Source organism: Streptomyces olivochromogenes, from assembly GCF_001514115.1.
Classification (GTDB): Bacteria; Actinomycetota; Actinomycetes; order Streptomycetales; family Streptomycetaceae; genus Streptomyces; species Streptomyces olivochromogenes.
The window spans coordinates 1,101,134-1,116,691 of sequence record NZ_KQ948451.1; the positions used below are offsets into that span (position 1 = coordinate 1,101,134).

The 15,558-nt window shown below is 69.7% G+C and carries 8 protein-coding genes; 4 read left to right on the forward strand and 4 right to left on the reverse strand.

Annotated features, from left to right (window positions below; genetic code table 11):
• Position 1 precedes the first annotated feature (1 nt).
• Positions 2-1,246, forward strand: a complete 1,245-nt coding sequence (locus AQJ27_RS05055) for a DUF4185 domain-containing protein (protein ID WP_067362091.1) — start codon at positions 2-4, stop codon at positions 1,244-1,246.
• Here the strand turns inward: AQJ27_RS05055 and AQJ27_RS05060 are convergent.
• Positions 1,179-2,192, reverse strand: coding sequence for a bile acid:sodium symporter family protein (locus AQJ27_RS05060; protein ID WP_067362095.1), 1,014 nt, complete (start codon positions 2,190-2,192; stop codon positions 1,179-1,181). The genes AQJ27_RS05055 and AQJ27_RS05060 overlap by 68 nt on opposite strands.
• A 180-nt stretch (positions 2,193-2,372) precedes the next feature.
• On the opposite strand from AQJ27_RS05060, the gene AQJ27_RS05065 reads away from it, so the two are divergent.
• Positions 2,373-3,266, forward strand: coding sequence for a LysR substrate-binding domain-containing protein (locus AQJ27_RS05065; RefSeq protein WP_067362098.1), 894 nt, complete (start codon positions 2,373-2,375; stop codon positions 3,264-3,266).
• On the opposite strand, the gene AQJ27_RS05070 is transcribed toward AQJ27_RS05065, so the two are convergent.
• Entirely contained in the window at positions 3,241-4,221 is a 981-nt protein-coding gene (locus tag AQJ27_RS05070) for an Lrp/AsnC family transcriptional regulator (RefSeq protein WP_067362100.1), read from the reverse strand. The two genes, AQJ27_RS05065 and AQJ27_RS05070, sit on opposite strands and share 26 nt — an antisense overlap.
• A gap of 121 nt (positions 4,222-4,342) precedes the next feature.
• On the opposite strand from AQJ27_RS05070, the gene AQJ27_RS05075 reads away from it, so the two are divergent.
• Positions 4,343-5,827 (forward strand): MFS transporter, encoded by a 1,485-nt coding sequence (locus tag AQJ27_RS05075; RefSeq protein ID WP_067362103.1) that lies wholly within the window; start codon positions 4,343-4,345, stop codon positions 5,825-5,827.
• A gap of 343 nt (positions 5,828-6,170) precedes the next feature.
• A complete protein-coding gene (locus tag AQJ27_RS05080) occupies positions 6,171-7,997 on the forward strand; it encodes an AMP-dependent synthetase/ligase (protein ID WP_067362106.1) in 1,827 nt (608 codons plus the stop codon).
• A 24-nt stretch (positions 7,998-8,021) separates the two neighbouring features.
• Here the strand turns inward: AQJ27_RS05080 and AQJ27_RS05085 are convergent, their stop codons facing one another.
• Both AQJ27_RS05085 and AQJ27_RS51800 read right to left on the reverse strand, forming a co-directional pair.
• Entirely contained in the window at positions 8,022-10,049 is a 2,028-nt protein-coding gene (locus tag AQJ27_RS05085) for a PQQ-dependent sugar dehydrogenase (protein ID WP_067362109.1), read from the reverse strand.
• A gap of 12 nt (positions 10,050-10,061) precedes the next feature.
• Complete coding sequence (locus AQJ27_RS51800) at positions 10,062-15,557, reverse strand: glycosyl hydrolase family 28 protein (protein ID WP_235613375.1); 5,496 nt, start codon at positions 15,555-15,557, stop codon at positions 10,062-10,064.
• Position 15,558: the final 1 nt, after the last annotated feature.

Here is a 15,558-nt window from a genome sequence, read left to right on the forward strand (position 1 = left end):
CGTGCCCGACGACTCACGAGCACGACGACGGCGGACCGGGGCCGGCCTCGGTGTCCTGCTCGCCCTGGTCTGCGCGGCCGTGCTGCTCACCGCCCTCCCCGACCACGACCGGGAGGGCGGCGGCGCGTGCACGGCCCGTACGCTGCGGTCCTGGAGCGCGGACGCGCGGCTCACGGCCGAGTTCGCGCGGTACGGCGACGACGCGAGCCGTGTCGACGACTGGACCGGCGGCGACGGCACGCACTCGGTGCGGCTGCCGGACGGGCGGGTGCTGTGGCTGTTCTCGGACACGTATCTGGGCCAGGTGCACGGGCCTCCGAACCCGGTCGGCGAGTCGTACGCGTGGCGCGACACGAGTGCGCCCCTGGTACGGAACTCGGCCGTGGTGATGTCGAAGGACGGGCGGCTGGAGACGACGCTGCCGACGCCGGTGTTCCCCGACCCCGGGCCGGGGCGGTGGCGGTGGCCGGTCGCGGCCCGTGTCGAGCCCCGCTCCCCCGGCTCCTCCGAGCAGGTCGTCCGCGTCCTGCTGTGGACGCGTACCGCCGGCCAGGCTCCCTGGATCTACGGCGTGCCCACGTCCACCGAGGTCGCCACCCTCTCGCTGCCCGACCTGCGACTGGAAGGCGTCACCACGGTCCTGGACCAGAGTTCCGTGACGGATCCCTCCCGGCGGGTGCTGTTCGGCACCTCGACGGTCGACGCGGGCGCGTGGACGTACGTCTTCGGCGGCGACGACGGCCAGGCCGCCTCGCGCCCCGCCTCGCAGGCGTACGTGGCGCGGGTGCCGCGCGGCCGGCTCGGGCAGCCGGCGGCCTGGGAGTACTGGGACGGCGGCGGATGGGCGGTGCGGGCACGGCCGGGGCCGGTACTCGGGGACGAGCGGCGCACGGGGGTCGGCAGCGCGTTCACGGTGGTGCGGGACGGCGGGACGTACGTCCTGTTCACGATGGCGGCGGGCACCGCGGGCCTGACGACGATCACCTCGTACTGGGCGTGCGCGCCGACCGGCCCCTGGCGGGGGCCCACCCGGAGTTTCGGTCCGCCCCTGCCGCAGGGGCAGGTCGCCGCGTACAACCCGCAGGTGCACGCGGCGCTGAGCGACGGCGACCGGCTCGTCCTGAGCTATGACGTGAACTGGCTGGACACGACGGGCGGTGTCTCGGCGCAGGCGAACCTCAGTCGGAACGTGGCGCTGTACCGACCTCGATTCGTGACGCTGCGACTGGGGGCACCGGGGTCGTAGCCGCCTCGGGGTCGTGGGCGCGGCGCTTGGCGATCACCGCGCACACCATCAGCTGCATCTGGTGGAAGAGCATCAGCGGCAGCACGGCGAGCGAGGCGTGCGCGCCGAACAGCACGCTGGCCATGGGAAGCCCCGAGGCGAGGGACTTCTTCGACCCGGCGAACTGGATCGCGATGCGGTCCTCGCGGTGGAAGCCCAGCGCCTTCCCGCCGTACCAGGTGAGCGTCAGCATCACCGCGAGCAGCACGGCCTCGACCGCGAGCAGTCCCGCCAGTCGTACCGCGCTGACCTGGTGCCATATGCCCTGCACCATGCCCTCGCTGAACGCGGTGTAGACGACCAGCAGGATCGAGCCGCGGTCGACGTACCCGAGGACCTTCTTGTGGCGCGTGATGAACCCGCCGATCCAGCGGCGCAGCACCTGCCCGGCGAGGAACGGCACCAGCAGTTGGAGCACGATCTTGACCAGCGAGTCCGCGGAGAAACCGCCGCCGCTGCTGCCCAGCAGTGCCGCGGCGAGCAGCGGGGTGACGACGATGCCAGCGAGGGAGGAGAAGGAGCCGGCGCAGATCGCGGCGGGCACGTTGCCGCGGGCCATGGAGGTGAAGGCGATCGACGACTGGATGGTCGAGGGGACGAGCGTGAGGAAGAGCAGACCGGTGTAGAGGTTGTGTGTCAGGAGCACCGGTTCGAGGCCGCGGGCGGCCAGGCCGAGCAGCGGGAAGACGACGAAGGTGCAGGCCAGGACGGTGACGTGGAGCCGCCAGTGCTTGAGGCCCTCGACGGCCTCACGGGTGGAGAGCCGGGCCCCGTAGAGGAAGAAGAGGAAGGCGATGGCGGCCGTGGACGCGCCCGACGCGACGTCGGCGCCCGTACCCCGTGCCGGGAGCAGGGCCGCCAGGCCCACTGTCCCGAGCAACAGCAGGATGTAGGGGTCGATCGGCATCCAACTCGGCCACTGCAGGCGTTTCACGGTGCTCCACTGCTCAGACGTCGTACGGTGCGGCCCCGGGGCAAGGATGGTCCCCGGGCGGGTCGTGCCCTCTCCATCGTCCTCTTCCGGCCCGCGATCGGGAATCCGTCATACCGTTCTGACTGTCATCGCGATTCGCGATAACGTGGGGGTGTGTACGACCCCTCCCAGCTGCGTACCTTCCTCGCGGTGGCCCAGACCCTGAGCTTCACGCAGGCCGCACGGCGGCTCGGGCTGCGCCAGTCGACCGTCAGCCAGCACGTACGCCGCCTGGAGGACGCGGTGGGACGGCAACTGTTCTCGCGGGACACGCACTCCGTGGAGCTCACCGAGGACGGCGAGGCGATGCTCGGCTTCGCGCGCCGCATCCTGGCGGTGCACGAGCAGGCGACCGCCTTCTTCACGGGTACCCGGCTGCGTGGCCGGCTGCGCTTCGGCGCCTCCGAGGACTTCGTGCTGACCCGGCTCCCGGAGATCCTGGAGGGCTTCCGGTACGACCATCCGGAGGTGGACCTGGAGCTGACGGTCGAGCTGTCCGGCACGCTGCACGAACAGCTCGCGGCGGGCAGGCTGGACCTGGTGCTGGCGAAGCGGCGGCCCGAGGACCCGCGCGGCGAGCTGGTCTGGCACGACCGCCTGGTGTGGATCGGCGCGGAACGCCTGCGGCTCGACCCCGACCGTCCGGTCCCCCTGATCGTCTACCCGCCCCCGGGCATCACCCGCGCCCTCGCCTTCGAAGCCCTGGAGCGCCAGGGCCGCGCGTGGCGCATCGCCTGCACCAGCGGCAGTCTGAACGCCCTCGTCGCGGCGGCCCGCGCGGGCCTCGGCGTGATGGCCCACTCGCGCGGGCTGATCCCCCCGGGCCTCGTCCGCGTCCCCGACCGCGCGGGCCTGCCGGAACTGGGCGAGGTCGACTTCGTCCTGGTGCACGGGCAGCGGCGGACGTCCGCGCAGGGGGCGGCGGACGCCCTCGCGTCCGCGATCCTGGGAGGCGGGGACCGGCTGCTCGGGGGCGGCGGGCCTAGCGGGTCGGTCTCGCGTACGTGAGTTGCTTGATGCGGCGCAGGAACGGGGTCGTCTCGACGTGCTGGACCCCTTCGAGGGTGCCGAGGCGGCCGCTCAGGTAGGCGTAGAGGCCCGCCGTGTCACGGGCGACGGCGGTGACGACGATGTTGGAGGGACCGGCCGTCGCCGCGGCGAAGGCGATCTCGTCGTGGGTGGCGAGGGCCTCTCCGACGGAGTGCAGGGCTGCCGGGGCCGCGGTGATCCACAGGACGGCGGCGCAGGCGTAGCCGAGGGTCTCGGCGTGGTACTCGACGTCGACGTACACGGCGCCGGAGGCGAGAAGTGCGGCGAGGCGGCGCTTGACGACGGACTCGGAACGGCCGGTGGCGCGCTGGAGTTCCGGATAGGTGGCGCGTCCGTCGCGTTCGAGCGCGGCGACCAGCGGCTCGTCCTCGGGGTCGATCCGGACGGGCCCCGAGGGGTCGGGCAGTCGCGGCCGCAGCGCGGCGATCTGCTCGTCCGTCAGTGCGTCGAACCTGCTGATCCAGCCCGTCGGACCGCCGAAGAAGCGGTTCAGGATCTGGTGGGCGCGGATCTCCATGATGCTCGGGGTGCGCGGCAACTTGCCGAGCAGCAGGTCGTCGTGGTCGCCGGGGCTGCGCGGCCGGGTCATGCAGACCACCTCGGTGCCGCCCGAGGCCAGTCCGATCCACGCGGTGTCCGGCCGCTTGGCCAGCGCCTCGGCGATCGTCTCCGCGCTGTCGGGCGCGCAGCGCAGCCGTAGCATCCACTGGCTCTGGCCGAGCCGTTCGGCGTCGCGCACCGCGACCACCCGCAGGCCGCCCTCGGCGGAGAGTCTGCGGAAGCGGCGCGCGATGGTCTGGTCGGAGACGCCCAGCACCGCCGCGATCCGGCTGAAGGGCGCGCGGGCGTCCAGTTCCAGCGCGGCCACCAGTTGCAGATCGAGCTTGTCGAAGGTGTGGGATTCCATCTCCATGGGGGCCGTCCTTGTCGGATTCCGGCGATCCGGCGCCTGAGGCCACCGCGATCACCCCTCGGGAGCTCATCGTACGGAGGCATTCGCATCCGCGGCACGGGGTTCTGGAGGAGTTGAGGACATGCGTACATGGGGGCCGCTCACGGCGGTGTGCCTGGGGACGTTCATGTTGTTGCTGGACGTGACGATCGCGGTCGTCGCGCTGCCGGACATGGCACGGGCGCTGCACGCGTCGCTGAGTGATCTGCAGTGGGTGATCGACGGGTACGCGCTCGCGCTCGCCGCGCTGCTGCTGGGAGTGGGGGCCGCCGCCGACATCCTGGGACGGCGCCGGGTGCACGTGGCGGGCGTGGTGCTGTTCGCGGTGGCGTCGCTGCTGTGCGGGCTGGCGTCCGGGCCCGGGATGCTGGTGGCCGCGCGTGGGCTGCAGGGGGTGGGCGCGGCGGCGATGTTCGCGACGACCCTGCCGCTGCTCGGCTCGGTCTACCAGGGGCGGCAGCGGTCGACGGCGCTCGGGGTGTGGGGCGCGGTCAGCGGCGGCGCGGCGGCGGTCGGGCCGGTGCTCGGCGGGCTGCTCACCGAGGGGCCGGGCTGGCGGTGGATCTTCTTCGTGAACCTGCCGGTGAGCGTGGCGTCGGTGTGGCTGACGCTGCGGGTGGTGCCGGAGTCGCGCGGACCGCGGGGGATGCGCATCGACTGGGCGGGCACGGTCGCCTTCGCCTGCTTCGCGGGGGCGACGACGTACGGGGTGGTGCGGGCCGGGGCGGACGGCTGGACGTCGGGGGTGGTGACGGGCTCGTTCGGGACGGCGGCGCTGGCGCTGGTCGCGTTCGTCCTCGTCGAGCGGCGGGTCGCCCACCCGCTCCTGGACCTGTCGCTGCTGCGCAAGCCGGCGTTCGTGGGCGTGATGGCGGGCGCGCTCGCCTTCAACGGGGTGGCGTTCGGTGTGATCCCGTACCTGTCCATCTGGATGCAGACCGTGCTGGGCATGAGCCCGGTGCGCGGCGGGCTCACCCTGCTCCCGCTGACCGGCGCGACGATGGTGGTCGCGATCCTCGCAGGGAAGCTGTTGCACGGGGTTCCGGCGCGGCTGACGATAGGCGGCGGGCTGCTCCTGGTCGGCTCGGGCGCGTTCTGCCAGGCCGTGCTGGACGCGGGTACGAGCTGGACGGTGCTGGTGCCGGGCCTCGTCCTGGTCGGCATCGGCACGGGCTTGGTGTCCCCCGCCATCGCGGGCGCCGCCCTCGCCGCCGTACCGCCGGAGCGGGCGGGCATGGCGGGCGGCGCGGTGAACACGGTCCGCCAGCTGGGGTACGCGCTCGGGGTCGCCGTCTTCGGCACGGTGCTGACCTCCCGCATGCAGGACACGCTCTCGCACGACGCGGCCCACACCCTGGCCGGCGGCGGCGCCGGGGCACTGCGCGGCCCTCTCTCCGAACACACCCTGCGGGCCGCGTTCGCCTCGGGGCTCGATACGGCGTCGGTGGCGGCGGGCGTGACGGGGATGGTCGCCGGTGCGCTGGTACTGGTGTTGGTGCGGACGCCGCGCGCTGTGACGGACACGGCCGAGGCACCGGCGGAGCGGGCGACGGCGTCCCGCGCATGACACCGGTGAGGGCCCGGTCATGACACCGGCGGAGCCGGTCCCGGAACCACCGGGACCGGCTCCGGCGGTAGCCGCGGAGCACGGAATCGAAAATTCCGTGTCCGGTATCCGGCGCCCCGTGCCCCGTAGGAGGGTCGTACAGATTCCGTGGAGATTACGGGATCGAAACCTACGGAACCGTAAGGGATTCTGTCCGGCCCTTCCCCATGTGCGGGCATTTTCTCGGCTGACCTGTGCATATGCCGCACACACCCCGGCCGGCCCCTGTTCCGGCCCCCCTCCCGCCCGACGGCGCGGTGGGGTAGCTTTCACGGCGCTGTGCGGAGCGCCACTAGGAGCGGGATTGCGCGAGTTCACCAACCCTCCGTCGGCGTCGGCGCCGCCGGTGGGCGGCCTGGCCGACGTCGTGTTCGACCATGCCCAGGAGGACCCGCTGCACATCGCGCTCGGCCGCAAGGACGAGCAGGGTCAATGGCGCGACGTGACGTCCGCCGAGTTCCGCGACGAGGTTCTCGCCCTTGCCAAGGGGCTGCTCGCCCAGGGGATCCGGTTCGGGGACCGCGTCGCGATCATGTGCCCCACGCGCTACGAGTGGACGCTCTTCGACTACGCATTGTGGACGATCGGCGCACAGGTCGTGCCCGTCTATCCGACCTCCTCCGCCGAGCAGGTCTTCTGGATGCTGTACGACGCCCAGGTGTCGGCGATCATGGTGGAGCACGAGGACCACGCGATGACGATCGCCACGGTCGTCGACCGGCTGCCGCAGCTGCACAAACTGTGGCAGCTCGACGTGGGCGCCGTGCAGGAGCTGTACGAGGCGGGCGCGCACCTCGACGACGAGGTGGTGCACCGGCACCGGCGCGCGGTCACCCCGGAGTCGATCGCGACGATCATCTACACCTCGGGCACCACCGGGCGCCCCAAGGGCTGTGTCATCTCCCACGCGAACTTCATGTTCGAGGCGGACACCGTCATCGAGCGCTGGGAGCCGGTCTTCCACTCCAAGCGCGGTGACGAGGCGGCCACCCTGCTGTTCCTGCCGCTCGCCCATGTCTTCGGGCGGATGGTGCAGGTCGCCGCGGTCCGCGGGAAGGTCAAGTTCGGGCATCAGCCGCAGCTCAACGCGGCGGCGCTGCTGCCGGACCTGGCCGCGTTCAAGCCGACGTTCTTCCTCGCGGTGCCGTACATCTTCGAGAAGGTCTTCAACGCCGCCCGCCGCAAGGCCGAGAAGGAGGGCAAGTCGGGCCCGTTCGAGAAGGCCGTCGACGTCGCCGTGCGCTACGCGGACGCCGTCGAGGAGAAGGCCTGGGGCATCGGGCCCGGCCCTTCGGCGAGCCTGCGGATGCAGCACCAGTTCTTCGACAAGGTCGTCTACTCCAAGGTCCGGGGCGCCATGGGCGGCCGGGTGAGGCACGCGATGTCGGGCGGTTCGGCGATGGACCGCCGGCTCGGACTGTTCTTCGCGGGCGCCGGTGTCGTCATCTACGAGGGGTACGGGCTCACGGAATCCACGGCCGCCGCGACCGCCAACCCGCCCGAGCAGACCCGGTTCGGCACCGTCGGCCAGGCGATCCCCGGGACCACCGTGCACATCGCGGACGACGGCGAGGTCTGGCTGCGCGGCGCGAACGTCTTCCAGGGCTATCTGAACGACCCCAAGGCCACCGACGCCACCCTGCACGACGGCTGGCTGGCCACCGGCGACCTGGGGTCCCTCGACGAGGACGGCTATCTCACCATCACCGGGCGCAAGAAGGAGATCCTGGTGACCTCCGGCGGCAAGAGCGTCTCGCCGGGCGTCCTGGAGGAGCGTGTGCGCGACCATCCGCTGGTCGCCCAGTGCATCGTGGTCGGCAACGACCGGCCGTACATCGCGGCGCTCGTCACCCTCGACTCCGAGGCCGTCGATCACTGGCTCCAGATGCGGGGCAAGACGCGGCTGTCCCCGTCCGACCTGGTGCGCGACCCGGACCTGGAGACCGAGGTGCGGCGGGCGGTGGTCGCCGCGAACACCCTGGTCTCGCAGGCCGAGTCGATCCGTACGTTCCGGATACTGGCGAACCAGTTCACCGAGGAGCACGGCTTGCTGACGCCTTCGCTGAAGTTGAAGCGGAAGGCGATCGAGAACGCGTACGCGACGGAGGTGGAGGCGTTGTACCGGGCGTGAGCCCGCCGCAACGCCTCGGTCCGGCTAGTTGATGCTCACCTTGAAGATCTTGTCCGAGCCGTCCGCCGCTCCTCCGTTGTTGTCGCAGTTGGTGGTGGAGAGCCAGAGCTGGTCGGCGCCGGGCACCTTGGTGACCGTGCGCAGGCGGCCGTAGGTGCCGACGTAGTACGCCGTCGGCGTGCCGACGTTCTCCGTGTCGCCGGTGATGGGGACGCGCCACAGCCGTTCGCCGCGCAGGGACGCCATGTAGACGACGTTGCGGACGATCGCGATGCCGCTGGGTGACGCCTCGGAGACGTTCCAGGTCGCCTTCGGGTTGGTCATCCCGGAGACACTGCAACTGCCCTCGCAGGTCGGCCAGCCGTAGTTGGCGCCCGGTTTGATGAGGTTGAGTTCGTCCTTGGAGCTGTTGCCGAACTCCGCCTCCCACAGGCGGCCGTTGCGGTCGAAGGCGAGGCCCTGCGGGTTGCGGTGCCCGTAGCTGTAGACGTAGTTGCCGAACGGGTTGCCGGGGGCGGCCTTGCCTTCCGTCGTCATCCGCAGGATCTTGCCGTTCAACGACGTCTTGTCCTGGGCCAGTTCGGGTGTCTGGGCCTCGCCGGTGGAGACGTACAGATAGCCGTCGGGACCGAAGGCGAGGCGTCCGCCGTTGTGGTAGCGGTTCTTCTTGATGCCCTGGAGGAGGACCGTGTAGTCGGTGAGGGTGCTGCCGTCGTAGGTCATGCGGACGACGCGGTTGCCCTCGGAGGCCGTGTGCATGAAGTACACGTAGTGGTTGGTGGCCCATTTCGGGTCGACGGCCACGCCCAGCAGTCCGCCCTCGCCGTTCGTGGTCACGGCGTTCGGCACGGTTCCGACCTGGGTTCTCGTGCCGTCCTTGGTGACCTTCCAGACACGGAAGTCGTCCCGCTCGGTGACCAGCGCCGTCTGCCCGTCGGGCATCCAGTACGTGCCCCAGGGGATCGTCCAGCCGCTGGAGACGGTCCCGATGGACGAGGGGACCCCGCCGTCGGTGGCGCAGGCCTTGGTCGTGAAGGTGACCGTGTTGCTCTGCGGTGACACGTTGCCGGCCGCGTCGCGCGCCACCACGTTGAGCGTGTACGGGCTGTTGCAGGCGAGCCCGGTGAGCGTGGTCGACGTAGCGGTGACGCTCTTGTAGACCGTCGTGTCGCTGCGCACGTCGTAGCCGACGACCGCCTTGTCGTCGGTCGAGGCTCCCCAGCTCAGGTCGGCGCTGGTGGCCGTGACGTTCGACGAGGTGAGGGTGCCGGGCTTGGTGGGTGGGGTGGTGTCGGAGCTGGTCCGGGTCGTGCAGTCGACGACCGGACTGGCCTGGGAGGCGTTGCCGGCCGCGTCGCGGGCGATGACGGTGAGGTTGTAGGTGGTGTTCGGACTCAGGCCGGTGAGCACCTTGGAGGTCGCGTCGCCGGCCGCCTCGCCGAGCTTGTTGCCGTGCTCGTAGAGGTCGTACGCGGCCACGCCGACGTTGTCCGTGGAGGCGCCCCAGGAGAGGGTGAGGGCGTCTTCGCCGATGGCCGAGCAGCTCGGCTGGCCGGGTCGAGACGGGGCCTGGGTGTCCGCCGCCGCAGCAACGCTGACGCGGTCGAGGTTGGGGCCGCCGTTCGCCGTGGTGGCGGTCGCGCGGATCTTGTTGGAACCCGCGTTGAGCTGGATGTTCACACTCTTCGTCGCCCAGCTGTTCCAGTCGGTGGTGGCCGGGAAGGAGACTCCGGAGGCGACGCTCGTGCCGTTGACGGACAGGTCCATCGGGCGGTCGACGCTCGTGCCGTTGGCGTAGCGCAGGGCCAGCGAGGAGGTGCCGGCCGTGGCCGCGCTCACCGTGAACTCCACGTACGAGCCGGTGATGTTGGTGTAGTCGACGAAGCCGGTGCCCGTGTAGCCGGTGTGGTTGGTGGCGACGGCGCCCTGCGAGATCGTGGCGTCCTCGGCCTGGTAGTCGGTTGCCGCCTGCGCCGCCGTGCCGGTCAGTGCGACGAGCGGCACGGCCAGGAGGAGCGAGAGGCACCAGGGCAGCGCTCTGTTGGGTTTCATGGGTTCGTCCCCTCAGCCCGTGTACTGGGCGAAGACTTTGAGGTAGTCGTACGGCTGCTGAGACACGCCGCTGCAGGAGTCACCGTCGGAGCCGGAGCCGCAGGCCCGGTCGCGGTTCACGGACCAGTAGGTGAGGCGCCCGATGTGGTGCTGCTGGGCGTAGGCGAGCATGGTCTTGAAGTCGGCGAGGCGGACCAGTTCGCCGGAGTCGTCGGTCTTGCCGTTCATGGACGACAGGCCGATGTGCGCGTACGCCGTCGCGTCGCTGTATCCATAAGCCGACTTGACCCGTGCCTTCAGGCCCTCCATGGCCCGGGTGGTGAGCGTGCCCATGTTCGTGGTGCCGCCGCCGAAGTCGAACGGCATGATGCACCAGATGTCGTTCGCGAGGCCCGAGGCGGCGCCGCGCTTGATCATGTCGACGCCGGTGGAGTCCGGGCCGCTGGTCGTCGTGCCGAAGGTGATGATCGTCTTGAGTCCGGAGTTGCCGGCCTTCACGATCTTCAGTGCGTCGATCACGCGCTGCCGGACGGTGGCGTTGCTCCACTCGGTGTTCTCGATGTCGATGTCGATGACCTTGAGGCCGTAGGCGTTGATGACCTTCTGGTAGGCGCCCGCGAGCGCCGAGGCGCTGGAGCACTTCTCGCCGAGTTTGGCGCCGCTCCAGCCGCCGATGGAGACGACGACGTCACCGCCGGCCGCACGGATCGCGTTGATCTTCGACTGGTCGTTGCCGCCGGTCAGCGGGCGCGAGCCGTCCCACTTCGGGTTGCAGGAGCCGTCGGAGAGGACGAACGCGAGCGTGAACCATTTCACCCCGGTGGCCGACATGACCGACGTCGGGTTCTGCGGGCTGCCCCAGCCGAGGTACTCGTAGGGCGCCACCGCCATGCCCGGTGAGGCCGCGGCGGCCTTCCGGGCGGTGCTCACCGGCTTCACCCGGATCAGGCGCGTCTCCCCGGGGCGCAGGGTCGCGCTGTACGAGTCGGCGATCGTGCCCTTGTGGGAGCCCGACCACAGGTCCGTGACGTCACCGGAGCCGGTGAAGCCCACCTGCGACCAGTTCACACTCACCGTGGAGTTGCCGGACGTACCGGTGTTGAAGAGGGCGACGACATACTGGCCGTCGCTCTCCTTCTTGCTCCAGACCTGCCTGACGCCACTGCTCACGATCCGCTTCGCGGCGACGCCGTCCTGGTCGACACCGATGAGGCGGTCGTTGGTCAGCATCGGTTTGTCGACGGAGTCGAGGTTGGTCAGGTCCGTGCCGAGCAGCAGGGGCGCGCCCGCCATCGCCCACAGGGTGAGGTGCGAGCGGCGCTGGTCCGCGGTGAGGCCCGCCTGGTCGCCGTTGCCGATCTCCAGGGAGTCAAGGTCGTTCCAGCCACCAGGACCTGCGTACTGCTGCCAGTTGGCGGCCGAGGTGAAGCGGGCGGACACATGCGACCAGTCGGTCAGCGGATAGCCGCTGCCGTTGTCGCCGGAGCCGCAGTAGCACTCGACGTCGCCCTGGGTGCGCCAGCTGTTCGCCAGTGACTTCCAGGTGGAGGCCTGGGCGATCGGCAGGTTGTTGGAGAGGGCGAAGGTGATGGGTCGGCCCGTGGCCCGCAGCGCCTTGTCCCAGGTCTGGACGTCGGGGATGTCGGCGCTGCCCACCCCGTCGATCTTCAGGTAGTCGACTCCCCAGGAGGCGAACTGCTTGGCCCATGAGTTCACGAACTCCTGGGCGCCGGGCTTCCCGTAGTCGATGTAGTACATGTTCTTGCAGTTGTAGTTCTTCTCGGTCTTCGAGGTGTCCGCGATGTCGGCCGCGTGGTACGAGGTCCCCTCGATCGGTGTGTTCCTGGTGACGGCGTTCTTGGCGATGCCCGGCGTCACATAGAAGCCGAACTTCAGGCCCTTGGAGTGGATGTAGTCGGCCAGCGCCTTGATCCCGGCGGGGAATTTGGCGGTGTCGACGGTCCAGCGCCCGTAGGAGTCGACGACGAATCCGTTCGCGTCGCACTTCTGCCAGAAGTCGTCGAGGTTGATGTACACGAAGCCGTGGTCCTTGAGCCCGCTCGCGACGAGCGCGTCGGCCTGGGCCTTGATCTTCGCCTCGGTCGGCCACCGGCGCACGAAGCTCCAGCTGCTCCAGCCCATGGCGGGGCGCAGGGCCTGGCCGTTGTCCGAGTACGTGTGGACGGTGGCCGCCGGGGTGGCGTACGACGTGCCGATCCAGGCCTCGTCGATCCGCAGCCGCTTGTAGCGGGTGGTGTCGGTGGACGCGGCCCAGGTGGTGTCGACTTCGAGGCGTACGTAACGGGCGTTGGCGGCGGTCAGGTCGATGCCCTGGATCCCCCGCCTGCTGGCGAGCTGACCGGTCTTGACCGCGCTGCCCCAGGTGGACCCGTCGTTGCTGAGGAACACCTTGTAGTCCTTGATACGTGCGGACTGCTCGGTGTCGGAGCGCGCGTAGGCGACGGAGTCCTCGCGCTGGTTGAGGCCGATGTACTGGACCTTCTTCGCGCTGCCGAGGTCGAAGGTGAGGTTGACGGGCAGCGTCTTGTTGCTGTCCCAGTAGGTGAGGTAGTCGCCGTCGCCCGCGGCCGCCGCGCCGTGACCGCTCGCCGAGGCGCTCGCGGACATCGTGACGCCGGACGCGATGCCCTGGCGGCCGGCCGTGGTGACCTTGAAGACGGTGTCGTACGGGTCCCAGTTCGCCAGTCCGTTCAGGGTGAGCACGCCTCCCGACTGGGACCACGAAACAGCCGCGCCCGTACGGAGGTTGGTGACGGAGGCGATGCGGTAGCCGTTGTCGCGGATGCGCAGGGTGCTGGTGCTGGGCGGGGTCAGTACGTGGATGTACTGGAGGCCGGGGTCGGTCTTGCTGACCGTGGTGACACCGTGGGCCCCGTCGTTCCAGAAGCCGGGCTTGAGGCCGCCGTACATGTAACCGCCGCCCTCGGTGCCGTGCAGTGACTGCCAGATGGGGCCGAGATAGGAGTTGGCGAAGTTGTTGAAGGCCTCCTGGTTCGTCGGGAACTTGCCGTTGACCTGCGCGGTCTCGGCCATCAGGGCCTTCACGGAGGAGCCCGCGTTGGTGATCAGCCTGCCGAGGGTGAGCATCTTGTCGACGGACGGGTTGGAGCCGTCGTACCACCACGCCCCGCTCGACGGCAGCTTGAAGTCGGCTTCGGTGAGGCGGGGCCCGGCCGTGTAGACGGCCTGGGGATAGTCGTAGGACGGGGTCATGCCCGTCTTCTGCTCATTGCTGATCATGTCCATGATTGGCGTGTCTTCGTTGTTGTTGCTGAGCGTGTAGTTCGGGCGCTTCTGCTGGATCTGCGCGTAGAGGTCGTGGCTCTCCCAGTACGCGTTGTCGTTGTCGATCCAGAAGCCGCCGAGGTCCGGATAGCGGTCCATGACCTCGAAGAAGTTGTCGTAGCTGAAGCGGCCGAAGCCGTCGCGGGTGGTGAGGTCGACGTCGGTGCCCTTGTAGGCGGAGTACGCGGCCGAGTCGAGCCACTCGTGGCCGCCCTCGTCGTGCCACTGGGGGTCGTCGGTCATGTAGAGGATGACCTTGAGGGCCTTGGCCTTGGCGGCGGTGATGAGTTCGCCGAGGAAGTCCCGCTTGGTGGAGCAGCTGCCGGGGATCTTCGAGGGCCAGGGGCGGGCGTAGCCGAGGCGGCTGTGGAAGGTGGCGAGGACGAGGTACTGGGTGTGCAGTTTCTGGGCCTCGTTCACCCAGTAGTCGGGAGTCCAGCCGCCGTTGGTGACGTCGTTCTCCCAGGCGGTGCAGCTGGTGTGGGCGGGGGCGGTGCGTTCGCCCCAGTGCAGGAAGAGTCCGCCGACGGAGCCGCGCAGGAAGGTCTGGCGGGGGTTTTCGAGGTCGAGCGGCTTCAGACCTGTGTGCGGCCGCTGCACGGCGGTGGTCGCCGTCGCCGTGCTCTTGGCCGCCGTATCACAGTTCTCACTGGAGCCGCCGGCGGAGACCCGCAGCGCGCCGCCCGAGGTGTTGTGACTGTCCGTCAGGCAGTAGCCGGTGACGTTCTGGAAGCCCATGTCGTGGGGTGAGTCGCTCCCCCGCTGGGCCGTGAACCGGGTGAGCCTGATCCCGTTCGCGGCGTTCGCGATGACGGCCGGGCGTCCGTCGTCGGCCGCGTACTTCACCGAGCTGTCCGTGAAGGTGACGTTGTCGGCGTTGTGGACGTACCAGCCGTAGGCGGGCCGCGTGCCGATGGCCTTCGGGTTGTAGTCGCCCGGGTCATTGCTCGGCACGGCGGTGGACATGGTGCCGTTGCCGCCGGGGACGGTGATGTCGACGTTGGTGAAGGTGACCCCGTTGATCCGGTGGCCGCTCTCGCCCCACAGCGTCGGGCTGAAGGACGGACTCACCCCGGTCGCCGTGATGTTGTCGTACGTGACGTTGCTGATCGACCCGATGCCGGGACTGTTGCCGCAGCGCTTTCGGGTACCGATCTTCTGCATGATGGGCGAGTGGACGCCGGTCATGGTGATGTCGCGGTAGTGGACGTCGGAGATCTTCGCGCCGTCCATGGAGACCATGCCGAGCCCGGACTTGTTGGAGCCCTCGATGCGGATCTTGGCGAACTGGTAGTCGGAGAAGTCTCCGCAGGTCTCGGACCCGAACATCAGGGCGTTGCAGCACACCGCCGACAGATACGAATCGCTGACCCGCACATGGCCGTTGGGGAGCTTGGCGCCGAGCGCGTAGTCGCTCTTGAAGACGAGGGCGTCGTCGTTGGCCTTGATATTGGCATTCGTGACCGTGACGTCGGTCGTGCTGATGATGTTCCAGCCGTCGCGGTCGCTCGCCGTGTCGATGGTCAGGTGGTCCGAGGTGACGTTCGTACAGCCGTTGATGAGGGCCGCGAAGTGGCCGCCGCGCCGCAGGGTGAGGCCGTCGCCGAGGCGCAGGCCGTCGCAGCGGGTCAGCGAGAGGATCTTGTCGGCCTCGCCGGACTTGGGGTTGCCGGTGATGAGGTTGCCGAGGCCGTCGATGACGCCCTCACCGACGAAGCCGATGTGTGTCAGCCGGTCGCCGTAGATCATCGCGTTGTGGAAGTGGCTGTGCCCGTAGTCCTGGTAGGCGTCGTTGGGGTTGGCCTCGGGCGGGTCGTAGGTGTCCGCGCTGGAGCCCTGGATCGTCGCGCCCTTGTCCACCTGAAGAGTGACCTCGCTCTTCATGTGGATGGTGTTCTTGGACTTGTACTGGCCGGCGGGGAAGCGGACGGTGCCGCCGCCCGCCGCGTTGGCGGCGGTGATGGCCTTGTTGATGGCGGGGGTGTCGTTGGTGGAGCCGTCGCCCTTGGCTCCGTAGCCGTGGACGTCGAAGACGGCGGCGTGGGGCGTTTGGGTGGACGTGGACGTGGACGTGGACGTGGACATGGGTGAGGTGGCGGTTCGGGGGGCCGCGAGGGCCTCGGGGTGGGTCAGGCCGAGCAGGACGGCGAAGGCGAAGAAGACACTCGCCGCCCAACTCCTTTTTCTCATGGGGGGTTTCATG

Bases quoted from the DNA above. Each gene is read 5' to 3' on its own strand.
- AQJ27_RS05085 (WP_067362109.1), bottom strand. From the start codon at position 10,049: ATGAAACCCAACAGAGCGCTGCCCTGGTGCCTCTCGCTCCTCCTGGCC.
- AQJ27_RS05070 (WP_067362100.1), bottom strand. From the start codon at position 4,221: ATGGAGATGGAATCCCACACCTTCGACAAGCTCGATCTGCAACTGGTG.
- AQJ27_RS05075 (WP_067362103.1), top strand. From the start codon at position 4,343: ATGCGTACATGGGGGCCGCTCACGGCGGTGTGCCTGGGGACGTTCATG.
- AQJ27_RS05060 (WP_067362095.1), bottom strand. From the start codon at position 2,192: ATGCCGATCGACCCCTACATCCTGCTGTTGCTCGGGACAGTGGGCCTG.
- AQJ27_RS51800 (WP_235613375.1), bottom strand. From the start codon at position 15,557: ATGAAACCCCCCATGAGAAAAAGGAGTTGGGCGGCGAGTGTCTTCTTC.